Here is a 21,489-nt window from a genome sequence, read left to right on the forward strand (position 1 = left end):
CCATGCCCGACCGCCAGCGCGCGGATGCCCGGCGCAACTACGGGCGCATCCTCGCCGTGGCCGAGGACGAGATCGCCGCCCACGGCGCCGACGCCTCCCTGGAACGGATCGCCCGCATCACGGGGGTCGGCTCGGCGACCGTGCGCCGGCACTTCCCCACCCGCCGCGCACTGTTGGAGGCGGTGTCCCGGAAACGGATCGAGGCTCTGCGCGCCCGCGCCCAGGAGCTGACCGGCCAGGGCGACAGCCGCAGCACGCTGCTGGAATGGCTGAGTGACGTCGTCGCCTACTGCGTCTCCGCCCGGGGGCTGGCAGCCGCACTGCTCTACGACGGGGTCGCGCCCGACCCGGTGCACGAGAACACCTGCTCGGCGACGCTGGAGGAGGCGGGGGACCTCCTGCTGCGCCGCGCCGTGCACGACGGCGTGGTGGCCTCAGGCGTCACCATGACCGACCTGATCACACTGATCGTCGGCATCGTCCTCGCCACGGAGCACCACCCGGACCCCGCCGCCGCGGCGGACCGGGTGTTCCGGCTGGCCGTGGCGGGCCTGAGCCCGCAGAGCCGCGCGAAGGCACCCGGTTAGGGCGAGGTGACGTCGCTGTTCGGGGTCGTCAGCGGGAACTCCGCGCGTAGGTCGGTCCCCGCGCCGCGGGGGCTGTCGAGCTGGATGCGGCCGCCCAGTGCCTCCACACGGTCCTTGAGTCCGACCAGACCGGTGCCGCGGACGTAGTCGGCGCCGCCGACGCCGTCGTCGCGGACCGCGACGCGAAGGACGGCGTTCGCGGTGTCGGCCTCGACGGTGACCGTGACGAGGGAGGCGCGTGCGTACTTGGCCGCGTTGGTCAGCGCCTCGGCGACGAGGTAGTACACGCTGACATCGACGTGCTCGGGCAGCCGTCCCTCCGTCCGCACGTCGAGTTCGACCGGAACCGGTGAGCGGCGGGCGAGCGCGCGCAGCGCCGCACCGAGGTCGCCCTTGGCCAGGATCGCGGGGTGGATGCCGCGTGAGATCTCGCGCAACTGGTCGAGCGCGTCGGTCGCCTCGGTGGCGAGCGCGTCGAGTTCGGCGACGAACGCGTCGAGTTCCGGCGGCGCCGCCGCCTGCGCCGCCCGCACCCGCAGCGCCAGGGAGACCAGCCGCTGCTGGGCGCCGTCGTGCAGGTCGCGCTCGATCCGGCGGCGTGCCTGGTCGGCCGCGGCGACGATCCGCATGCGCGAGTTGGTGAGTTCGTTCCGGCTCGCGGCGTTGGCGATGGCGGTCGCGACGAGTTCGGTGAAGTCGGCCAGCCGTTGCTCGGTGTCCTGGGGCAGCGCCTCTCGCCGGGACCCGACGCCGATCGCGCCCCAGACCCGGCCCTCCACCACGATCGGGCCGGCGACCTCGTGACGCGGTCCTCCGGTGGTGGGCCTGCCCGCCCACGTCAGGTCGTCCAGGTCGTGCCGGGCGGCACGGCCCGTCGCCCGGACCGACGTCATGGCCGCGCGGGGGTCGAGCTTGCCGCGCGAACCCGATCGAGAGGCCCAGAACCCGTGGCCGCCCATCACCGTCGCCTCCCCGTCCGGCTCGAACCGTACGATCGCCGTGTCGTCGGCGCCCATGAGCGTGGCGATCTCTTCGGCCACCGCCGTGAACATGGACTCCGGCGCCACCCCGCGGGCGACCAGCGTCGCCACCCGCCGCAGGGCCGCCTGCTCGTCGGCGATCCGGCGGAACTCGGCGTACAGGTGGGCGTTGTCGAGGGAGACGGCGAGTTGGCCGGCGATGAGCCTGACGGCGTCGAGCCGTTCGATGGTGAAGGCGCTGCGGATGAGGCGGTTCTCCAGCAGCAGAACCGCGTGCAGCGTGCCACGGCTGAGGATGGGCATGGCGAGGAGCGAGCAGAACGCCACGTCGGAGAAGTAGGGGTCGCGGGTGAAACGGTCGTCGCGGGTGGCGTCGTCCACGATCAGTGGCTCACCCGTGCGCTGGGCGTAGCGCAGCACGGACATCGGGACCGCTCGTTCGTTGCCCTTTCCGCTGATGAGGGCGGCGCCGCCACTCCCCGGCACGGGCAGGAGCCAGTCCTGCCGCTCGTCGCTCCACAGCGGGAGGTGGACGGCGGTGGCGCCGGTCATCGCGCTGAGCACTCGGACCACGCGAGCGTGCAGCCATTCGACGCTGGTCTCCGAGCTCAGCGCCTGCGACGCGGACAGGATGCCGAGCAGGTCGACGGTTCCGGTCGTGACGGTGGTCGGCTGACGGAGGGCGTCACCGGGGCGGTCCCCGCCGGGCCCGGCGGTCGTTTCGCGCCGCGGCCGCAGACGCGGGTACGCCCAGTCGAGCTGGGCGACCTTCGCGGTGGCGCCCCATTCGAGGTATTGCCGGTGCGCTTGCAGGAGAAGCTCGTAGCCGGCGTGTTCGACACCGTGCGCGAGGCAGAAGCGGGCCGCACGTTCGGTGATCAGGGCCTGATGCCACGGGCGCCGATGCTTGGCGACCTCGCGCCGGGCGGCGTCGAAGGCGACGGCCGCGGTGCGGAAATCCCCGGCCGCCCAGGCACGCTCGGCCTCGACCAACCGCAGCAGGTGCAGGAAGTTCGCCGGAGCGTCCACGGCGCGGGCGGCCAGCCACCGCGTCACCTCATCCAGCTCCGACAGCAGACCGCCGCGCTCGTCACCGTGGCTGTGACGCGCCTGCCCGGCAAGGGCCAGGCCGCGCAGCATGCGGGCCACGGCGGCCGCATACTCGCCCGGGAGCAGCAGAGGCATCGCCGCCGCGGTGTGCCGCGTCAGATCGGCCAGATCATCGAAGATCGCGGCGGCGATCGCGCGGTTGACGTGCGCCTGGAAGAGCGCCACCAGGTTGCCGGCGTACCGGTCCGGCGTCGCCTCACCGGCCACCTCGGGGCTTCCGCCGCGCAGCACGCCCACCAGCCACCGATAGCTGTCGAGTCCCTGAGCGATCTGCTCGCTCCCGGTACGCCGCATGAAGGCCAGCCCCGCCTCCAGTTCGAGGACGCAGGTGTCCAGCGAGGGCGCGCAATCCAGCAGGTGTTGCAGGGCCGGCACGTAGGTGTATCCGGCGTTGGCCAGGTCGCCCCCGGCGATCAGCCCCTCACGGGCCTGCCGGACCGCCTGGACGCCGTTTTCGATCGGCTCGAACCAACAGCTCAGGAAGGCGAACAGGAAGCGCGCCTGTGACGTGTCGGGCTCGTGGCCGCGGGCCTCGCCCAGCGCCAGGATCCGCCGTGCGACCTGGTACGCGGCGGCGTAGTCACCGCGCAGCCCCACGGCCGAGAAGCCGACGTGGATCGCCGGGCCGAGGAGCGTACGGGCCGAGCCGTTCGCCAGCCAGATTCGCAGCGCCTCCAGGCTCATCCACGCGAGCATGTCCTGGTCGGCGACGAAGTAGCTCGCCGGCAGAAGCGCGTTGATCACACAGGTCACGGCGAGCAGCCGGGGATCGGTGATGTCCCGCCAGGCGGACCCGGCGCCGCCCTCGGTGTGGTCCAGCCACCGGTACAGATGGCCGAACTGGCTGTCGAGCCCGGCGGAGAAGCGGTCCGCGGCCGGGACGGCGATGCCGAGCTCACGGAGCGTCCGCATGCCCAGGTCGAGCGCCTCGGCCAGGCAGTTCCGATGGGTCAGGCTTCTCACCTGGACGCACGTCGCATCGATGCGTTCCAGGGCAGTGGTGCACAGCGCCTCGATCGTGCGGTAGTCCTCGTCCGCCTCGTCCAGGCGCCCCATGCTGTACAGCGCGAGATGACGGCCGGTGTACACCTGGATCAGCGTTGCCGTCCGGCGCGGGTCGATCAGCCGCAGCGCCGCCGTCAGCAGCGCGTTCATCAGCGCGTAGTCCCCGATCAGGATCGCCTGGCCGGCGGCGCGCCGCAGCAGTTCCACCACCTCGCGTCGCTCCGCGGGGTCGTCGACCGCGTCGACCACCGGCATGTACTGTCCCGCCGCGACCGCGAACCATCCCGGCACCTCCGCGAGCCGACGCGCCATGGTCAGCTGGAGAGCGCGCCGCCGGCGCGGATCCAGCCCCTCCAGGACCACCTCCCGGATCCGGTCGTGACGAAACCGCACCGCCTGGCGTGTTCCGGGCTCCGGCGTCAGAAGGCCATCGTCGAGGGCGGGCGCCAGCGCCTTCTCCACCACACCCGCCGGTGCGGCGATGACGGTCCGCAGCACGGTCAGCTCGGCGCGCCCGCCCAGACACGCCATCGCCTCCACCACCTGCCGCGACCGTGTCGGCAGGTCCTCGACCCGGGCCGCCAGCAGCCCGGTCACCTCGGTCCGGCCCAGCTGAGCACGCACGGCATCCACGTCCCACCGCCATCCGGCGGCCGTCGCCGTCAACGCGCCGCCGCGTCGCAGCGTGTTGAGCAGCTCCACCGTCTCGTACGGATTGCCGGACGTGTACGGACTGATCGCCTCCGCCAGGTCCGCCGACACGGCCGGGTCCACGTGCAGCATCTCCGCGACCATGGCGATCACGCCGGACCTCGGCAGGTTGACCAGCCTCAGGTGCCGTACGTCGGACTGTTCACGCCATCGGGACAGCGGCGCCGCCAGCGAGTGGGCCACATCGCCTTCCCGGTACGCGCCCACCAGCAGCAGGCCGTCGACAGGTGTCTCGCCCAGCATCATGTCGACGAAGCCGAGTGGCGTTCGCCCCGCCCACTGCAGGTCGTCGATGAACACCGCCACCGGCCGTTTCCGTGAGGCGACCACGCGCAGAACGTCCACCGCCATCCGCTGCGCCCGCACTTGGGCGGTCAGCGGATCTCCCGGCTCGGGCGGCTTCCCCAGCAGCGCCGCGAACTCCGGCACCACGGCGGTCAGCAGGCCCGCGTTCGGTCCGACCGCCCGCAGTATCCGCCGGCGGACCTCGGCCAGCTCGTCCTCCGGCTCGGCCAGCAGCAGCCGGCCCAACGCGCGGAACGCCTGCTCGACCGCGTCGAACTCCAGGTCCCGCCGATACTGGTCGAACTTGCCCGTCACGAACCAGCCGTCGCGGCCCGTGACCACCGGCCGCAGCTCATCGACCAGCGCCGTCTTGCCCACTCCCGGCGCCCCTCCGACGAACACCGCGGAGCACCGGCCCGTCAGCGCCTCCTCGAACGCCGCCTCCAGCGCCGCCACGTCGGCGTCACGGCCCACCAGCCTGGACGGCGGAAGCAGCCGCAGCGGGAAGTCATGCTCGCCGACCCGCAGCGCGGCCGCCGAAGCCGGGCCCGCCTCCCGCAACCGCTCCAGGTCGTAGACCACGCCTTCCGCCGCCTGGTACCGGTTGTCCGGTTCCTTCTCCAGCAGATGCATGATGATCTCGGACAACGGGATGGGCACGGCCCGGTTCACCGCCACGGGCGGCACCGGCACACGAGCCAAATGATCATGCGTGAGCCGCAGCGGGTCGCCGGAACCGAACGGCGGCTCACCCGTCGCCAGTTCGTACAACGTCGCACCCAGCGCGTACAGGTCGGCGCGCTGGTCCACCGGCCGGCCGGTACGCCCGGTCAGCTCCGGCGCCAGGTACTCCAGCGTCCCCAGGATCTCGGTGTGGTGCGTGAACTCGGGACGGATCTCGGCGAACGACGACGCCAGGGCGAAGTCCACGAGGCACGGGTCACCCTCGCGGGAGATGACGATGTTCGCCGGCGTGATGTCCCGGTGCACCACACCCCGCCGATGCACCTCCGCCACCGCCCGGGCCAGCTTCACCGCCAGCTCGATCAGGTCATCGACCGCCACCGGCTTCGCCAGGCCGGCCAGGCACACACCGCCGACGTCCGCCGAGACGATCGCCCCCGGGTATCGCGGCGCCTCCAGCAACCGGGGGACCCCTGCGGCGCCGCGCAGCCGTTCGAGGATCGCCCGCTCGTGCCACAGCCGCCGCTGGGCGTCCGGTCCCAGGGGCTCCTTGCGCACAACGGCGAGCCCGGCGAAGAAGAGACGCGTGACACGCGTCCGTTCGCTCTCATGGAGGATCTCCGCCCCATCGGGCGGGGCCCGGCCCGACAACACCCCGTCCGCCCCCATCTGACACCTCCCCGCTGGTCAGACCCGGTTTAATATCCTGTCTACACCTAGTTGAGACGTTGATGAGCCCACTCCGATGCCCCCGGCCGGCGGGTCATCGGCCCGGTGCGGCGGCCGCGTACCCGGCGAGGCGCCGCGCCAGATCGTCCACGAGCCCGCGCAGTTCACTCGGCTGTTCGATCACGAACGGGCGGTCCAGCGCGGCGAGCAGGGGCGGGATCCACTCCAGCCGCTCGGCGCGGAGCCGCACGCGGAACCAGCCCTCGTCCCGAGCCGGCTCGTCCCCCGTCGGCGGAATCTCCTCGACGATCGCGAGCCCCTCAGGAAAGCGCGACCGGATGCGATCGAGAGTCGCCTGAACGCGGAGCGTGACCTCATGCGCCCACGGAGTCCGCGCGAGACCGGTCAGCACGTGAGCCGCGGCGTCGAAGCCCTCGGGCTGATCGAAGGTGCCGGACAGCACCCGCAGGTGTTCGATCCGATCGACCCGGAACGTCCGCACCTCTCCGCTGATCGAATCCGCGCCGGCGACGTACCACCGGCCGGAGTGGGCGACGAGGCCGTACGGGTGAACGGTCCGTCGGCTGCGCCGCTCGCCGCGGGCGTTGTATCGCATCTCGACCGGGTTCCGGTCCCAGGCGGCTTCGGCGAGAGTCAGCAGGACACGTCCGCCCGGGCCGGTGACGGCGTCATCGGCCGGCGCGGTGAACCGCGTCGTCGCGAGCAGCGCGGCCAACCGCCGGCCGAGCGGTCGGGGCAGCACCCGGCGGAGCTTGGCGGTGGCGGTGTCCGCGGCCACGGCCGACGTCGTGGTGAGCCCGGTCCGCCGTACGGTCATCAGGCCGAGCAGCGCGGCCAGTGCCTCGTCATCGGTCAGCATCAGCGGAGGCATCCGGTATCCGGGCGCGAGCCGGTAGCCCCCGTACCGGCCGCGCACCGACTCGACGGGCACGTCGAGGTCGACCAGATGGTCGATGTAGCGCCGGACCGTGCGCGCGTCCACGCTCAGCCGCTCGGCGAGGCTCGCGACAGTGTGGACACCGCCCGCCTGGAGGATCTCGAGGAGTGCGAGCACCCGAGCGGTAGGACGACTCATATCGGCAAGTCTCTCGCGAATAGTGGACGGTTTCTGTCCAGTATTCGGCCTACCGTCTGGCCGCATGACCACTCAGAACCCACGGGAGCACGCCACCATGAACTTCGCTTCGATCCGCGTCATCACCGACGACCTCCACCGGATCGTCGAGTTCTACGAGAAGGCCACGGGCCGGACGGCGAAGCGGTTCACGGACGACTTCGCCGAGATCATCACCCCCGCCGGCACGATCGCCTTCGCGAGTTCCCGGACGGTGCGGGGGCTCGGCGCGCACGCGCCCCGGCCGGCGGCCAACCAGAGCGTGATCATCGAGTTCCGCGTCGAGGACGTCGACCGCGAGTACGAGCAGCTCAGGCGGTTCGACGTCGATTTCGTGAACGAGCCCACGACACAGCCCTGGGGAAACCGATCGCTGCTGTTCAGGGACCCGGACGGCAACCTGGTCAACTTCTTCACGCCGGTCACCCCGGACGCTCTCAGGCGATACGAGCGGTAGGGCGGCCCGGGACGCGGTACGGCCGCGGGGAACTCTCCCGTACCGCGTCCGGCCGCTCCGCGTCAGGGCTGGGGCTGGGGGTTCCGGGGCCATCCGTAGCGATCCTGGTCCGACGGGCGTGGGCCTTCGGGACCGTCCCGGCCGAGCCGCATCATGCGCGAGACGCGGACGATGCAATAGCGCCGCCCCAGCACCTCGAACACGGGTCCGGGTGAGGCCTCGACCTGCTCGGCGGCCTTCTTCCACTCGGCGAGTTCGCCGGGTGTGGCGGGATCGCCATCCCACTCACGGAGCCGGGGCAGCGCCTCGACGAAGTGGAAGGCCAGGTTGGTGCGGGCCCGGTCGGGGCCGTCCGCACCGGTGATCCTGCGGATGCTGTCGCCCTCGAACTCCACCACGTTGAACTCGGGCGGCAGAAGAATCACTCCGGGGTGGGTGCGGATCGCATACCGCGCCTCGGCCACCACCATCTCCGGCACCGGCTCGGGGAGCGGAGGGACCCAGGCGACCAGGTTCAACCTCATTCGCGCCTCCCACACCCCGGCCGGCGCGAGCGGCTCGATGGGGTGGCCCTGCAGGAGAGCGGCGTCGGAGGAGGGCGGGTCGACGTCGGTGGGCCTGGGCGGCTCCATCACCCGGTCGCCGAGGAGGATGAACTTCTCGACCCGGATGAGCCGGTAGCGACTGCTCCCGATCTCCCACTCGTCCTTGGCGAGCTGCTCGCCGGACTCGGGGTCGAGCTTGCCGGCCGCCGCCATCATCGCGCGCCGGACCTCCGGGTCGGTCTCGCGCTCTCTCGACTCGATGCGCAGGTGGCTGGCTAAGCCGATCCGGGCCCCGTACGGATCGTCTCCGCCGACGGAGCCGATGCGCCAGGTGGTCCCGGACTGAATCGCGAACCCGAAGTCGGGCCCGCCTCCGGTGATGAACCGGGGGTACGTCCGCATCCGCTCGCCGAGGTCCTTGTCGCGCATCGCCACGACCGGATCGAGATCGGCGACCACGTTGATGTGGTCGTACCCGGGCATCAGAGAGAAGGCCATGGCCCCATACTGTCCGCAACCACCCGATCACGCACTGGTTCCCGCGATTTTGCCGGGCCCGGCGATGCCCGTGGCCCGCAAGGCCGTCGGCTCGGGCGTCGACGGGCTCATCGTGGTCGGCGCCGAGGCGGGAGGTCCGCCGCCGGCCATGGTGACCAGCGCAGGTGCTGGTGCGTGCCGTGGTGACGGCCGTACCGGACACGCCCGCCCGTTGCCTCCGGCGGCATCGCGGACGGTGCGGGACCGGCCGCGACGCTGCCCTCGGCGCGGGCGGTGCGCAGTTCGGCACCCGTCTCCTCGCCGACGAGGAGGCCACCGTCCATCCGGACTACAAGCCATCCGGACTACAAGGCGGCCGTCCTCACCGCCACCGTGCCGGATCGTCGCCGAGGACACCGACGCGCGGCGGCGGCTTCTCCCACCGGCGACCTGGCGGAACACCGTCCGATCAGGGCTCGCGGGACGCGCCCGGGAGGCAGCGCCACCGCCATCGAACTCGCCGGGCCCGGGCGGTCAGTGCCCGGCCCGCTTGACCGCCACGCCCGCGAAGGCGCCTGCCTGGGCGGGCGTCAGGGCGGCGTCGTGGAGATTCCCGTCCGGGCGCCACTCCGAGACCGGGACGATGCCCGGCTCGACCAGGTCCCACCCGGCGAAGAACTCCTCGACCCGCTCCCGGGAACGGACGGTCAGGCTCACCCCGGCGCCGGTGTAGCTGCCCACCACGGCCCGGGACGCCTCCGGGTCGTCCACCAGGTCGGCGGTGGCGTGCGACAGGATCATCACGCTGCCGGGCGCCAAAGCCGCCTTGTAGCGTTCGAGGATCTCCCCCGGCCGGTCCTCGTCGGGGATGAAGTGCAGCAGTGCGACGGTGAGCAGGGCCACCGGCCGGTCGAAGTCGATGAGGTCGGCCGTCTCGGGCGCGGAGAGGATCCGCCGGTGGTCGCGGAAGTCGGCGTCCAGGTAGGCGGTGCGACCCTCGGCGGTGCCCCGGAGCAGGGCACGCGCGTGCGTCAGCACGATCGGGTCGTTGTCCACGTAGACGACACGGGAGTCGGCGGCCACCGACTGGGCGACCTCGTGAGTGTTGCCGGCCGCCGGGATGCCCGTACCGATGTCCAGATATTGGCGGATGCCCAGATCCGCCGCGAACCGCACCGCGCGCCCCAGGAAGCGGCGGTTGGCCTGGGCGCCGACGGCCATGCCGGGAAAGATCTCCAACACCCTGGCGGCGGCCTCCCGGTCGGCGGCGAAGTTGTCCTTGCCGCCCAGGAAGTAGTCGTACAGGCGAGCCGCGTGCGGAACATCGGTTCGCAGGTCGAGTGAGGGCCGGCGCACGTCTCCGCCTCGATCCGGCCACATCGGCGACTGCCCGGATCCGGGATCGACTTCCGCCACCAGAACCCACTCATCTCCATAGCCGACAACCCCGCCGTGTCGCGCATGCTACTCGTGTCCGGGAGCCGAAGCCCCGCGGGCCCGGGGCTAACGGCTGAGCCGGGGACCATGTGCTCGTCCAGGCGCCCATGCGGGCCTGGACACGGCGCGGGGCACCGGGTCCGCGCCCCCAGGGGTACGGACCGGCGCTCGCGACCAGAAGTCAGGAGGGAACGATGTTCTCCGCCTGCGGGCCCTTCTGGCCCTGCGTGATGTCGAACGTGACCTTCTGCCCCTCGTGGAGCTCGCGGTAGCCCTGGGTCATGATGTTCGACTGGTGGGCGAAAACGTCGGCGCCGCCCTCGTCGGGCTCGATGAAGCCGAAGCCCTTAGTCGCGTTGAACCACTTCACGGTGCCAGTGCTCATGATCTTCTTCTTCTTTCTGGGGTGATGACGGAGCGCGCGCCTTACGGGCTCCCGTCGCTGCGATGACCCCGACCCGGACCCGATTCGGACCCGATTCGGAAAGGTCCGGAAAAACGAAAATGCGCCTGGAGGTCAGAGCCTGCAGGCGCACCAAGGTCTAGGGAACCACAACTGCAACTAGCAGGCACGTTATCACACGGAGTAGGCGTACTCGCTGGACCGGCCTTCGGCGCTTCAGGCGGCTCCCAGGTGGGGAACTCAGAGATGCGGTGCCCCGTTGTGCGCGTTGGCGCTGTGGTCCGCACCTGCTTTCCGAAGGAGAGTCGATGACGTCCAACGCTCTGCGATCGGCCGGTGACGAGGAGAGCGCCGCCCGTGGCAGCGACTACGCGGTCCTGGCCAGGCAGGTCAAGAACGCCGGGATGCTGGAACGCCGGCCCGGTTACTACGCGGTTAAGATCGCGGCCAACCTGGCGGCCCTCGGGCTCGCCGGTGCGGTGTTCGTGCTCCTGGGGCGCTCGTGGTGGCAGATGTTCGTCGCCGCGTTCCTCGGCATCGTCTTCACCCAGATCGCGTTCGTCGGGCACGACGCCGGTCATCGCCAGATCGCCGGCTCCAGGCGGGTCAACGACCTGCTCGGGCTGCTCCACGGGAACCTGCTGATCGGGCTGAGCTATGGCTGGTGGGTGACCAAGCACAACCGCCATCACGCCAACCCCAACCACGAGTTCCGGGACCCGGACGTCACGAACGGCGCGATCGCCTTCACCTCGGATCACGTGCGGGCCCGCCGCCGGTGGGCGGCCCGGGCGCTGGCGCGCCACCAGGCGTACCTGTTCTTTCCGATGCTCCTGTTCGAAGGCGTCAACCTGCACGTCGCGAGTGTGCGGGCCCTGTTCGGCGACGACATGGGCAGGAACAGGTCCAAGCCGGTGGAAGCGCTGTTGCTGGGGACCCACCTGGCCGGCTACCTCACCGCGCTCCTGGTCGTGCTGACCCCGGTGCAGGCGCTGGTCTTCTTCGTCGTCCACCAGTGCGTGTTCGGTTTCTACATGGGATGCGCGTTCGCGCCGAACCACAAGGGCATGCCGACCGTACGCGAGACGGACAAGCTGGACTACCTGCGTCGCCAGGTCCTCACCTCGCGGAACATCCGCGGCAGCCGGTTCGTCGACTTCGTGCTGGGCGGGCTGAACTACCAGATCGAACACCATCTGTTCCCCAGCATGCCCAGGCCCAGCCTCCGCCGGGCCCAGGAGCTCGTCCGCGCCCACTGCGGACACCATGGCCTGACGTACCACGAGAGCAGCGTCCTCGGCTCCTACGGCCAGGTCCTCCGCCACCTGCACGCGGTCGGCGCGCCCTTGCGCCGCGTGACGGACACCGGATGACTGGGTCCGGGCCGTACCCCCGGGGGCTTCGCGGCCGGTTCGTGAGGACAGGGTCGCCTCCGTTGGGGTAGGGTCGATGGCAGTCGAGGATTTTCCGCGCGCTCACCAACAAGCCGGCGCCGGCCCCGACATCTCACTACTTCGGCCTCATCAGAGCAGGCCAGCGGGTTGGCAACCGTGACGCCGCAGCGCGTTGATGCGATGACCGTCCAGGGGTGACAGGCCTCACCGATCGTCTCGGCTCCACCACCCGACGTCGTCCTGCCCACCGGGCCCGACCTGCGGTGCGGCCCGCGTCCTGACCACGTGGACGACGCACCTGACACGACTTTTTCCTCCGAGCCCCGGCCGGTCCGTCCGGCTGGAGCCCGGCATTCGATTCGGAGACCATCGATGCACCACAACACCATCGGGGTGGGCCTGTCCGGCCGCTCGATACGCGGTCATACCGTCCTGGCGCTCTCCGGCGAGCTGGACATCGCGACCACGTCCGGTCTTCGCGACCGGATCGCCGCCGTCCTGGACGACAAGGCCATGCCGCTGATCATCGACCTGTCCGGCGTCTCGTTCTGCGACGCCTCGGGGCTGAGGGTGCTCGTCGCCGTACGACGGCGGGCGGACGCGTGCGGGCGCGCCGTCGCCCTGGCCGGGCCGCGTCCCAATGTGCGCCGGCTGCTGCGCATCACCGGCTTCGACCAGGCCTTCCCGATCTACTCGAACCTCGCCCAGGCCGTACCCGTCGTCACTCGGTGTGCCAGGCCTCTCCGGCGGTCGCCGCACATCGGCTGACCACCGGTCGGGCGGCAGTACCGGCCCGCACGCGGCCGGGCCTCCCGACGACGTCTGACACACGGGACAGGACTTCGAGTCAGGCTCTAGGCTGGCCGGGTGGACGAACGTGGTCCGTACGCGACGTTGCCTCGAGGGCGGCACCATCTGTCCCGCGACGCCGTACGCACCTCGCAGCGCGGGCGCATGCTGCAGGCGATGGCCGAGTCCGTCGCGGAGAAGGGCTACGCCCACACCTCGGTGGCGGACGTGCTCAAGCGGAGCCGGGTCTCGCGCGAGACGTTCTACCAGCACTTCTCCGGAAAACAAGACTGCTTCTTGACCGTGCTGGACCGGAGCGCGCTGGTGCTGGAGCGGTTCTTCGAGGAGGAGCTGTCCCGCGCCGAGGGGGCGTGGGTGTGCTTCGACCGTGCGCTGGAGATCTACCTCGGCACGCTCGCCGCCGAGCCGGCGTTCGCCCGGGTGTTCTTCCTGGAGTCGTACGCCGCCGGACCGGAGGCCCAGCGCAAGCGGTTCGTCGTGCAGGAGCGCTTCGTCCAGAGCCTGACGGACAACTTCGCCGACGATCCCTCCTGGCAGCGGCTGCCGGACCCGGTGTTCGCCGCACGGATGATGGTCGGGGCGGTCAGCCAGCTGGTGGCCTCCGAGCTGGTCCACGGCCGCGACGGCGAGCTGCCCACCCTGCGCGAACCGCTGATGCGGCTGCTGCGCGGGCTGATCGGCGGCGGGGCGGATCCGGATCGATCCGCAGCGTCCGGATGACCGTGGCCAGCATCTCGTAGTGCCCGGCGAGCAGACACAGCTCGATCCGCTCCCGCTCGTCCAGGTGACGCCCCAGCTCCGCCCACGCGGCGTCGTCCAGGTCACGCTCGGCGTGCAGCATGTCCACCGCGCGCAGCAGCGCGAGCTCGCGGGCCGACCATCCGTCCGCGGCGGGGCCCTCGGCCACCCGGCGCAGGTCCGCCTCGCCCAGCCCGGCGGCCCGGCCCAGCCGCGTGTGGTGCGCGACCTCGTACGCCGAGCCGCACAGGTGAGCGACGCGCAGGATGACCAGCTCGGTCTCGCGACGCGGCAGCAGCCCGCCCGGCATCAGCCGGCCGGCGAAGTGCAGCCACCCGGTGAACAGCCGGCGGTGCCGGCCGAGCACCAGGAAGAGCCGCACCGGACCGGTGCCGACGCGCCGGCCCGCCCCGTACGCGACCGCCCTGGCCAGGAGACTCACCCCGCCCGGCGTGATCCGGCCACTCACGGATCCTCCTTCGTCCGGCGGGGCGACCAGGGGCGCGTGTTCGCTCATGGCTGGTCGGTGGTGAAGGGCGGACGCTCGCCACGCGCGATCTCCAGCGCGGCCGGGAGGCGTGAGCGTACGGCCTTCTCGACGACACGCTGGGCGACGCCGGGCGCGACCAGCACCGGCCCGACCCAGCGGGGGGCGTACACGCGGCGGGACCGGCGGGCGATCCCGCGCTCCAGCGCGTCGACGCCCGCTCGCAGGGGCGTCACCCCGGTGAAGGTGCCCTGGTGCCCTTTCATCGCGGCGGCGGCGCGGGTGCCGAAGCCGCGCCGGGTCATCTCGGTGTCCAGCTCGGCGAAGTAGGCGACGCCGACCTTCGCGCCGGTGTGCCGCAGCTCGATCCGCAGGGTGTCCCCGAGCGCCTCGACCGCCGCCTTCGACGCGCTGTACGCGCCGAGCAGCGGCGCGTGGACGGCGGCGGCGAGCGAGGCGACCGCCAGGGCGTACCCGTGGGGGTGGGAGATGTGACGGCCGGCGGCGCGCAGCGTGTGGTACGTGCCGAGCACGTTGACACGCAGTGTCGTCTCCAGCACCTCCGGGTCGCCGTCGAGGACCGGCCACTGGGCGGCGATGCCGGCGTTCGCCACGATGACGTCGAGTCCGCCGAGCTCGGCGGCCAGGTCGCCGATCACCGCCTCGACCCCCGTCCGGTCGGCGATGTCGCAGTGCCGCCAGGGAGCGTCGCCGCAGGTCGCCGCGACGCTCTCCAGCAGCTCCGGTTCGAGCCCGGCCAGAGCGAGGCGCGCGCCGCGCTCATGCAGGCGGCGGGCCAGCGCGGCACCGATGCCCCGGGCCGCGCCGGTGATCAGAATCCGGCGGTCGGCCAGGCGGTGCGTGGTCGGGTCGTTCACTGAGCTCCTCAAGGGTGAGAGACGGCGGCCAGGAGACGCGGCAGCACGTTGACCAGGTCGTTCTTCCAACAGCCGAAATCGTGGTTACCGTCGCAGCGCCCCGGCCCATAGCCGCGGCCGTCGCCGTAGTCGTCGAAGAAGTGCGGGATGCCCGCGGCGTCCAGCGACCGGTGCATCGCCCAGGCGGTGTCGCGGATGTTGCTCTCCACGAATCCGCTGAAGGGATCGCTGATCGAACCGCCGCCGGTGTAGATCGCCAGGCCCATGCCGCGCAGCGGCGCGACGTTCCGCGCCGGACTGGCCGCCCGCCACCCGCCGTCGAGGCCGATGAGCGGCGACCCGAAGATCGCGTCGGCCGCGGCCGGTGGGCCGGAGTTCGGCACGACGCCGAGCTCCTCGGCCACGATCGTCGCGCGCACCGCCGGGTTGAGCAGGTCCAGCGCCCCGGAGAAGCTGGCCGCGTACGCGAACAGGTCCGGATGCCGGGCCGCGTAGCGCATCGCGCCGAACCCGCCCATCGACAGCCCGGCGATCGCCCGCCCGTTCCGGCTCGCGACCGTGGCGAGGTTGTCGTCCACGAACGGGATGAGCTGGTCGATGTGGAAGGTCTCCCACTGCTGCGGGGCGGCGTCGCGCGGATGCGCCCAGTCGGTGTACCAGCCCTTGAGCCCGCCGTCCGGAACGACGGTGATCAGCGGCCGGCCGGCGGTGATGCGCTCCACGTCGCCATTGGTCAGCCACGAGCCGGGCCCGTCCAGCGCGCCGTGCAGCAGGTAGAGCACGGGGTAGCGCTCGGCCGGGCGGTAGTCCGCAGGCAGGAGGACGTGGACGTCATGGGGTCCGGCGACGGCGGTGCTGGTGACCGTCAGGTCGATGCGCCGGGCGTCCACCTGGTGCTCGGCGGTCACGGTGATGCCGTGACCGCTCCGCATAGTGGGTACGGAGGCGGAGGCGGCGGCACGGACCGGAGCGGAGGCGGCGGTGAGCCCGGCGAGGACGAGAACGCCCCCGATCAGTGATCTCCTGCGCATGGGACGGCTCCTCGCGGTGGGGGATCGCGGTGACACCAGCTCACTCCACCTTCTATGAACATCGATGTTCGCCAAGAACATGACTGTTCATATAGCCTCCGCCGTACTCGCGTCAACACGTGCGCGGCGGCCGGTCGCGATCTCGTGACCGCTACGTCGGTGCGCGGGCCGGTGGCACTGGCCGATCGCCCGGAACGCGGGGATGATCCCTGGCATGACAACGCTCGACCCGGCAGACCAGACCCGAGGAGACTCGCGCCGCGGCGTACGCACCGGACTGGCCGGAGTCTGCGTGCTCGCGGTCGTGCTCGTGAGCGGCCTTCTCTGGGCGAAGTGGCTGCCGTACGCGGACAAGGCGAGCGGTCTCGGCCGGACGCACACGTGGCCGGGCGGCGCCATCTTCGCGGCGTCGGGTGATCCGGGGACGGCGCCGTCGTGGTCGGGGGCGTGGGAGTTCACGACAACGTACTTCCAGGCGGTGTGGCGTGCGGCGCTGGTGGCCGTGCTGGCGGCCGCCGCGATCGACGCCCTGGTCCCGAGGACGTGGTTGCTGGCGGTGATGAACCGCCGATCCCGGCTCGGTCAGGCGTTCGCCGGCGGTGTGGCGTCGCTGCCGAGCCTGATGTGCACCTGCTGCACGGCTCCGGTCGTGGTGGGCCTGCGCAAACGCGGAGCGGCGGTTCCGGCGAGCCTCGCCTACTGGGTGGGGAACCCGGTGCTGAACCCCGCCGTGCTGGTGTTCCTGTTCCTCGTCGCGCCGTGGCAGTTCGGCGTCGTGCGCATCGTCGTCGGGGCGTTGCTGGTGTTCGGGGTGAGCGCGCTGGTGGGCCGGCCGGCCGACGGACGGGCGCTGCCGCCGGCGCAGCCGGATCCGGTCCGGCTGCGGGAGTTCCCGATGCGCTACCTGCGGTCGCTCACCAGGTTCGCGCTGGTCCTGCTTCCGGAGTACGTCATCGTGGTCCTGGTGGTCGGCGCGCTCAGCGGCTGGCTGTCGGACTTCTCCGGTCTGGGCGCCCGGCTGGGCGTTCTCGCGGTGGTGGTGTGCGCGGTGATCGGCACCCTGCTGGTGATTCCGACAGGCGGGGAGATCCCGGTCGTTCTGGCCGCGGCCGGGCTGGGCGCCGGCACGGCGGGCGCGCTGCTGATCACCCTGCCGGCGTTGAGCGTCCCGTCGATGGTGATGGTGGGACGAGCGCTGTCGTGGCGTGTCACCGCGGCCATGGCGGGCGCGGTCGTGGTCGCGGGCCTGGTCTCCGCGGCGCTGCTGTGGGCGCTGTGGTGAACCGGGCCCTCGCTCACTCCTTGTGCCGCCGGGTGAGGAACGCGTTCATGCGCCGATGCTTCTCCTCGGTCTCGAACAACACCGCCTGGATCACGTCGTCGAACGCCGGGTGCGCGTCACGGGGCGCGTGCAGCGCCGCCTTGGTCAGCCTCGCCGCGAGCGGCGCGTTCCGCAGGATGCGGTCCACCCAGGCGTGCGCGGTGTCCATGAGGGCGTCCGGCTCGACCACCTCGTTGAGCAGCCGTACGGCCAGCGCGTCCTCTGCGTTCAGGGTCCGGCCGGCGAGCAGGATCTCCTTCGTGAGCGGCTCGCCGATGAGCTCCGGCAGACGCCATGCCGCGCCGGCCGCCGCGAGGATGCCCAGCTGTCCCTCCGGGTTGCCGAACCTGGCTCGTGGCGTGCCGATCCGGAAGTCACAGGCGTAGGCGAGTTCGGCGCCCCCGCCGATGGCCGGTCCCGACACCGCCGCGACCGTCGGCATCGGCAGCCGCGCGATCCGGTCGAAGAGGCCGCTGTTGATGCCGGCGAGGGCGTCGAGGCGGCCCCGCTCCTTCAGCTGTGCGATGTCGGCGCCGGCGGCGAAGATGTCGGGCCCGCCGGTGAAGATCGCGGGCCGTGGATCGCGTTCGAGGCCGGCACAGACGCCGTGGAGGCTGTCGACCATCGCCGCGTCGATCGCGTTGCGCACCTCGGGCCGGTCGAGGATGACGACGAGCCGGTCGTCGCTCTCCTCCACCCGCACGGACGGCCGTTCGTTCGAGAGTCCTCCTTCGTCCGAAGAGGGACCGGGCGCGCCCTGCCCGTCGATTCGCTCACTCATGATTCCTCCGGCCAGTCGTAGAAGCCGCGGCCGCTCTTGCGGCCCAGCTCGCCGCGTTCGACCGTGTCGACCATCAGCCGGGGCGGCGTGAACCGCGGTCCGAGCTCGCTCTCCAGATAGCGCGCGATGCCCAGGCGCACGTCGATCCCGACGAGGTCGGTGAGCCGGAGCGGTCCCATCGGGAAGCCGTAGCCCAGGGTCATCGCCGCGTCGATGTCCTCTGCCGTGGCGACGCCCTCCTCGAGCATCCTGATCGCCTCCAGGCCGATGGCCACGCCCAGCCGGCTGCTCGCGAAGCCCGGGGAGTTCCGCACCGTCACCGGGGTCTTGGCCCACTCGTGTACCCACCCCTCGGCGCGGGCCCGGAGGTCGGCCGAGGTCCGGCCGCCCAGCACCACCTCGACGAGCTTGCTGGCCGGCACGGGGTTGAAGAAGTGCAGCCCGATGACCCGCTCCGGACCGGGCACCGCGTCGGCGAGCACCTCCAGCGAGATGCTGCTGGTGTTGCTGGCGATCACCGCGTCGCCGGCGACGTGCTCCGCGACCCTCCGGAGAGTGTCGAGCTTGAGGTCGAGATCCTCCGGAACCGCCTCGATGACGAGCGCCGCGTCCGCCAGCCGGGCGACGTCGGTCGCGGTCGTCAGGCGGGCGAGCACCGGCTCCGGGTCGTCGAGCCGGCCGCGGGCGACGCTGCCGGCCACGGAGTGTTCCACCCGCTTGCGCGCGGCGGCCTCCGCCTCCTCGTCCCGCTCGACGAGCACGACCTCCGCACCGGCGAGGAGCAGGGCGTGCACGATGCCGGCGCCCATCCGGCCGCCGCCGACCACGCCGCAGCGCGCCGGGGTCGAACCGGTCGTGGCGGTGTTCATGGCGCTCTCCCAACGCTGGAGAAAGTGGTGAACGGTCGTTCGACACCGTACTGGCAGCGGCTGCGAGGGGTCGCCGGGCCCGAACCTCAGATCTAGCTCAAAGACCTTGGCCCGTCTCCACGGCCGGGAGCACCCTCATCTCAATCGCGCGCGAGGCCTCTGCGGTTCCGACCGCACCCGACGAGAGAGAGGTAACCCCGCATGCCGAACGTGGCACCGGAGCGAGCAGGAGCCGGCGGCGACTATCACCGGCGGCTCGGCACGTTCTCGCTCCTCATGGTCGGCCTCAGCTCGATCATCGGCTCCGGCTGGCTCTTCGGATCCTGGAAGGCCGCCAAGGTCGCGGGGCCGGCGGCCATCCTGGCCTGGGTGATCGGCGCGGGCATCATGATGCTCATCGGCCTGGCGTACATGGAGCTCGGCTCCCTGTTCCCCAAGTCCGGGGGCATGGTCCGCTACGCCCAGTACTCCCACGGCTCGCTGGTCGGCTACGTCGGCGGCTGGTCGAACTGGGTGGCGATCGTCTCGGTCATCCCGATCGAGGCCGAGGCGTCCGTCCAGTACATGAGCTCGTGGAAGTGGCACTGGGCGAAGGGCCTCTACGACGGCAAGGAGCTCCATCCCACCGGGCTCGCGATCGCGGCGTTCCTGGTCGTCATCTACTTTCTGATCAACTACTGGACCGTACGGCTGTACGCGATGGCCAACGGCTTCATCATGATCGTCAAGTTCGTCGTCCCGGCCCTGACGATCGTCGGGCTGATCGCGTCGGGGTTCCACGGCGGCAACTTCTCCCACCACGGCGGCTTCGCGCCGTACGGCTGGGCGGCGGTGCTGACCGCGATCGCGACCTCGGGTGTGGTCTTCGCGTTCAACGGCTTCCAGAGCCCGATCAACATGGCCGGCGAGGCGCGCGACCCCGGCCGCTCCGTGCCGCTCGCCCTCATCGGCGCGCTCCTCATCTCGGCGCTCGTGTACGTCGGCCTGCAGACGGCGTTCGTCGGTGCGGTCCCCGGCCACCTGCTCGGCCATGGCTGGTCGGGCGTCGACCTGAACTCGCCGTTCGCGGACCTGGCGATCGCGGTGAACCTCAACTGGCTCGCGGTCACCCTCTACGCCGACGCCTTCATCTCCCCCTCCGGCACCGGCATGACCTACACGGCCACGACCGCCCGGATGATCCAGGGCATGCAGGAGAACGGCTACTTCCCGCGGATCCTCGGCCGGGTCCATCCGAAGTACGGCATCCCCCAGCCGGCCATGTGGTTCAACCTGGTCATCGCCTTCGTCTTCCTGTGCCTCTTCCGCGGCTGGGGCACCCTGTCCGCGGTGATCTCGGTGGCCACCGTCATCTCCTACGTCACCGGCCCGGTCTCCGTCACGGTGCTGCGCCGTACCTGCCCGGACCTGCCCCGGCCCACGCGGACGCCGGCCCTGCGGGTGATCGCACCGGCGGGCTTCGCGTTCGCGTCACTGCTGATGTACTGGTCGCGGTGGCCGCTGACCGGCGAGGTCATCCTCATCATGGCGGTCGGCCTGCCGATCTACCTCTACTACGGCTGGAAGCAGCGGTTCCAGGGGTTCGGCCCGCACCTGAAGGCCGGCGTCTGGCTGATCGCCTACCTCGCCTGGATGGCGCTGCTGTCGGCCCTGGGCAGTGCCCGGTTCGGCGGGCATGACCTCATCCCGTACGGCGTGGACATGGCCGTGGTCGCGGTCACGTCGCTGGCGTTCTACGCCTGGGGCGTCCGCAGCGGATGGGCGGGCCCCTCCCGCGAGGTGGCCGGAGAGGCCGGACCGGCGAAGACCGCCGAAGGCGAGGAGTTCGCACCCGTGGCGTAACCGGCGAACGCGCCCCTCTCCGGCCGGGGAGGGGCGCCTCGTACGTCCGGTCCGCGAAGGTCGCGGCGGACGGACCGCGCGTCTCGCTAGAGTCGATCTCCCGGGGGAAGGAGGAGGCCATGCGCCTGCTCGTCGTGGAGGACGACGTGCACGTCGCGGCGGCGCTGTCGTCGGTGCTCCGGCGGCACGGCTTCGAGGTCGACCTGGCGCACACCGCGGGCGGCGCCCTCGAACTCCTCGACGGCGGCCCGGACGTGGTGCTGCTCGATCTCGGCCTGCCCGACCGGGACGGCTTCGACCTGTGCGGCCGTATCCGTGCCGTCCTCGACGTCCCGATGATCATGGTGACCGCACGCGCGGACGTACGGTCCAGGATCCACGGGCTCGACCTGGGCGCCGACGACTACCTCGTGAAGCCGTACGACGTCGGTGAGCTCATCGCCCGCATTCACGTCGTCAGCCGGCGGCGTTCCCCGGGCGGCGGCGCCGGCGGCGCGGTCCCGCCGAGCCGGCGGCCGGCGCAGCCGCTGTGCGGCGGCCGGATCGAGCTGGACCGGCTGCGCCGTTCCGTCAGCGTCGACGGGACGCCGGTGGTGCTCACCCGCAAGGAGTTCGACCTGTTCGCGACGCTCGCCCGTGAGCCCGGCGTGGTCTTCCGCCGCGAGCAGCTCATCAGCGAGATCTGGAACACCAGCTGGCAGGGCAACCACCGCACCCTGGAGGTGCACGTCGCGTCGCTGCGGTCGAAGCTGGCGCTGACCGGCGTGATCGAGACCGTACGCGGGGTCGGCTACCGCATCGTCGCGGCGCCCGAGCGGCCCGGCGAGAGCCCCCTCCCCCTACGCTGAGCCCA

18 protein-coding genes and 1 pseudogene are annotated in these 21,489 nt (G+C 71.6%); 8 read left to right on the top strand and 11 right to left on the bottom strand.

The window, feature by feature from the left end:
• The first annotated feature begins 2 nt into the window (after positions 1 to 2).
• Positions 3 to 587, top strand: coding sequence for a TetR/AcrR family transcriptional regulator (locus ACFFNX_RS03250; RefSeq protein WP_378194803.1), 585 nt, complete (start codon positions 3 to 5; stop codon positions 585 to 587).
• Here ACFFNX_RS03250 and ACFFNX_RS03255 read toward each other — a convergent pair.
• Together ACFFNX_RS03255 and ACFFNX_RS03260 are read right to left on the bottom strand one after the other, a co-directional pair.
• Complete coding sequence (locus ACFFNX_RS03255) at positions 584 to 6,031, bottom strand: AAA family ATPase (protein WP_378194806.1); 5,448 nt, start codon at positions 6,029 to 6,031, stop codon at positions 584 to 586. The genes ACFFNX_RS03250 and ACFFNX_RS03255 overlap by 4 nt on opposite strands.
• Positions 6,032 to 6,125: 94 nt before the next feature.
• Positions 6,126 to 7,127 carry a helix-turn-helix transcriptional regulator gene (locus tag ACFFNX_RS03260; protein ID WP_378194809.1) on the bottom strand — a complete coding sequence of 334 codons (1,002 nt, stop codon included), beginning with the start codon at positions 7,125 to 7,127 and terminating at the stop codon, positions 6,126 to 6,128.
• A 64-nt stretch (positions 7,128 to 7,191) separates the two neighbouring features.
• Between ACFFNX_RS03260 and ACFFNX_RS03265 the strand changes: the two genes are divergently transcribed.
• On the top strand, positions 7,192 to 7,623 hold the full coding sequence (locus ACFFNX_RS03265) for a VOC family protein (protein WP_378194813.1): 432 nt from the start codon (positions 7,192 to 7,194) through the stop codon (positions 7,621 to 7,623).
• Positions 7,624 to 7,685: 62 nt separating this feature from the next.
• On the opposite strand, the gene ACFFNX_RS03270 is transcribed toward ACFFNX_RS03265, so the two are convergent.
• The 4 genes from ACFFNX_RS03270 to ACFFNX_RS03285 form a co-directional block, all read right to left on the bottom strand.
• The gene (locus tag ACFFNX_RS03270) at positions 7,686 to 8,666 is read right to left on the bottom strand and encodes a DUF5954 family protein (protein ID WP_378194817.1); all 981 of its coding nucleotides are present in this window, start codon (positions 8,664 to 8,666) and stop codon (positions 7,686 to 7,688) included.
• Positions 8,667 to 8,773: 107 nt separating this feature from the next.
• Positions 8,774 to 8,989 carry a hypothetical protein gene (locus tag ACFFNX_RS03275; RefSeq protein ID WP_378194820.1) on the bottom strand — a complete coding sequence of 72 codons (216 nt, stop codon included), beginning with the start codon at positions 8,987 to 8,989 and terminating at the stop codon, positions 8,774 to 8,776.
• 190 nt (positions 8,990 to 9,179) lie between these two features.
• Entirely contained in the window at positions 9,180 to 10,001 is an 822-nt protein-coding gene (locus tag ACFFNX_RS03280) for an SAM-dependent methyltransferase (RefSeq protein ID WP_378194823.1), read from the bottom strand.
• Positions 10,002 to 10,263: 262 nt separating this feature from the next.
• A complete protein-coding gene (locus ACFFNX_RS03285) occupies positions 10,264 to 10,467 on the bottom strand; it encodes a cold-shock protein (RefSeq protein WP_378194826.1) in 204 nt (67 codons plus the stop codon).
• Positions 10,468 to 10,793: 326 nt separating this feature from the next.
• On the opposite strand from ACFFNX_RS03285, the gene ACFFNX_RS03290 reads away from it, so the two are divergent.
• The 3 genes and pseudogenes from ACFFNX_RS03290 to ACFFNX_RS03300 form a co-directional block, all read left to right on the top strand.
• On the top strand, positions 10,794 to 11,858 hold the full coding sequence (locus ACFFNX_RS03290; protein ID WP_378194829.1) for a fatty acid desaturase family protein: 1,065 nt from the start codon (positions 10,794 to 10,796) through the stop codon (positions 11,856 to 11,858).
• A gap of 393 nt (positions 11,859 to 12,251) precedes the next feature.
• Positions 12,252 to 12,647: an STAS domain-containing protein gene (locus ACFFNX_RS03295; RefSeq protein WP_378194832.1), complete on the top strand. Its 396-nt coding sequence runs from the start codon at positions 12,252 to 12,254 to the stop codon at positions 12,645 to 12,647.
• A 198-nt stretch (positions 12,648 to 12,845) separates the two neighbouring features.
• Positions 12,846 to 12,956, top strand: a pseudogene (locus ACFFNX_RS03300) (TetR/AcrR family transcriptional regulator); the annotation flags it as partial.
• 316 nt (positions 12,957 to 13,272) lie between these two features.
• On the opposite strand, the gene ACFFNX_RS03305 reads toward ACFFNX_RS03300, so the two are convergent.
• Genes ACFFNX_RS03305 through ACFFNX_RS03315 form a run of 3 tightly spaced genes read right to left on the bottom strand, consistent with a single transcriptional unit; the run spans position 13,273 to position 15,823 of the window.
• Entirely contained in the window at positions 13,273 to 13,896 is a 624-nt protein-coding gene (locus ACFFNX_RS03305; RefSeq protein WP_378194835.1) for a carboxymuconolactone decarboxylase family protein, read from the bottom strand.
• A gap of 44 nt (positions 13,897 to 13,940) precedes the next feature.
• Positions 13,941 to 14,792: an SDR family NAD(P)-dependent oxidoreductase gene (locus tag ACFFNX_RS03310; RefSeq protein WP_378194838.1), complete on the bottom strand. Its 852-nt coding sequence runs from the start codon at positions 14,790 to 14,792 to the stop codon at positions 13,941 to 13,943.
• A gap of 8 nt (positions 14,793 to 14,800) precedes the next feature.
• The gene (locus ACFFNX_RS03315) at positions 14,801 to 15,823 is read right to left on the bottom strand and encodes an alpha/beta hydrolase (RefSeq protein ID WP_378194841.1); all 1,023 of its coding nucleotides are present in this window, start codon (positions 15,821 to 15,823) and stop codon (positions 14,801 to 14,803) included.
• Between the two features lie 214 nt (positions 15,824 to 16,037).
• Here ACFFNX_RS03315 and ACFFNX_RS03320 point away from each other — a divergent pair, with 214 nt between their 5' ends.
• The gene (locus tag ACFFNX_RS03320) at positions 16,038 to 17,105 is read left to right on the top strand and encodes a permease (RefSeq protein WP_378194844.1); all 1,068 of its coding nucleotides are present in this window, start codon (positions 16,038 to 16,040) and stop codon (positions 17,103 to 17,105) included.
• Positions 17,106 to 17,118: 13 nt separating this feature from the next.
• Here ACFFNX_RS03320 and ACFFNX_RS03325 read toward each other — a convergent pair whose 3' ends face one another.
• Positions 17,119 to 17,925, bottom strand: coding sequence for an enoyl-CoA hydratase/isomerase family protein (locus tag ACFFNX_RS03325; RefSeq protein ID WP_378194847.1), 807 nt, complete (start codon positions 17,923 to 17,925; stop codon positions 17,119 to 17,121).
• On the bottom strand, positions 17,922 to 18,794 hold the full coding sequence (locus ACFFNX_RS03330; RefSeq protein WP_378194850.1) for a 3-hydroxyacyl-CoA dehydrogenase family protein: 873 nt from the start codon (positions 18,792 to 18,794) through the stop codon (positions 17,922 to 17,924). The genes ACFFNX_RS03325 and ACFFNX_RS03330 overlap by 4 nt, the downstream gene beginning before the upstream one ends.
• Before the next feature lie 201 nt (positions 18,795 to 18,995).
• On the opposite strand from ACFFNX_RS03330, the gene ACFFNX_RS03335 reads away from it, so the two are divergent.
• Both ACFFNX_RS03335 and ACFFNX_RS03340 read left to right on the top strand, forming a co-directional pair.
• Positions 18,996 to 20,636: an APC family permease gene (locus ACFFNX_RS03335; RefSeq protein WP_378194853.1), complete on the top strand. Its 1,641-nt coding sequence runs from the start codon at positions 18,996 to 18,998 to the stop codon at positions 20,634 to 20,636.
• Between the two features lie 119 nt (positions 20,637 to 20,755).
• Complete coding sequence (locus tag ACFFNX_RS03340) at positions 20,756 to 21,484, top strand: response regulator transcription factor (RefSeq protein WP_378194856.1); 729 nt, start codon at positions 20,756 to 20,758, stop codon at positions 21,482 to 21,484.
• The last annotated feature ends 5 nt before the right edge of the window (positions 21,485 to 21,489 follow it).

Source organism: Actinoallomurus acaciae (assembly GCF_042429965.1).
Lineage (GTDB): Bacteria > Actinomycetota > Actinomycetes > Streptosporangiales > Streptosporangiaceae > Actinoallomurus > Actinoallomurus acaciae.

Coding starts and splice junctions, on each gene's coding strand:
- ACFFNX_RS03250 (WP_378194803.1), top strand. CDS start 3: ATGCCCGACCGCCAGCGCGCGGATGCCCGGCGCAACTACGGGCGCATC.
- ACFFNX_RS03255 (WP_378194806.1), bottom strand. CDS start 6,031: ATGGGGGCGGACGGGGTGTTGTCGGGCCGGGCCCCGCCCGATGGGGCG.
- ACFFNX_RS03260 (WP_378194809.1), bottom strand. CDS start 7,127: ATGAGTCGTCCTACCGCTCGGGTGCTCGCACTCCTCGAGATCCTCCAG.
- ACFFNX_RS03265 (WP_378194813.1), top strand. CDS start 7,192: ATGACCACTCAGAACCCACGGGAGCACGCCACCATGAACTTCGCTTCG.
- ACFFNX_RS03270 (WP_378194817.1), bottom strand. CDS start 8,666: ATGGCCTTCTCTCTGATGCCCGGGTACGACCACATCAACGTGGTCGCC.
- ACFFNX_RS03275 (WP_378194820.1), bottom strand. CDS start 8,989: ATGGACGGTGGCCTCCTCGTCGGCGAGGAGACGGGTGCCGAACTGCGC.
- ACFFNX_RS03285 (WP_378194826.1), bottom strand. CDS start 10,467: ATGAGCACTGGCACCGTGAAGTGGTTCAACGCGACTAAGGGCTTCGGC.
- ACFFNX_RS03290 (WP_378194829.1), top strand. CDS start 10,794: ATGACGTCCAACGCTCTGCGATCGGCCGGTGACGAGGAGAGCGCCGCC.
- ACFFNX_RS03295 (WP_378194832.1), top strand. CDS start 12,252: ATGCACCACAACACCATCGGGGTGGGCCTGTCCGGCCGCTCGATACGC.
- ACFFNX_RS03315 (WP_378194841.1), bottom strand. CDS start 15,823: ATGCGCAGGAGATCACTGATCGGGGGCGTTCTCGTCCTCGCCGGGCTC.
- ACFFNX_RS03320 (WP_378194844.1), top strand. CDS start 16,038: ATGACAACGCTCGACCCGGCAGACCAGACCCGAGGAGACTCGCGCCGC.
- ACFFNX_RS03325 (WP_378194847.1), bottom strand. CDS start 17,925: ATGAGTGAGCGAATCGACGGGCAGGGCGCGCCCGGTCCCTCTTCGGAC.
- ACFFNX_RS03330 (WP_378194850.1), bottom strand. CDS start 18,794: ATGAACACCGCCACGACCGGTTCGACCCCGGCGCGCTGCGGCGTGGTC.
- ACFFNX_RS03335 (WP_378194853.1), top strand. CDS start 18,996: ATGCCGAACGTGGCACCGGAGCGAGCAGGAGCCGGCGGCGACTATCAC.
- ACFFNX_RS03340 (WP_378194856.1), top strand. CDS start 20,756: ATGCGCCTGCTCGTCGTGGAGGACGACGTGCACGTCGCGGCGGCGCTG.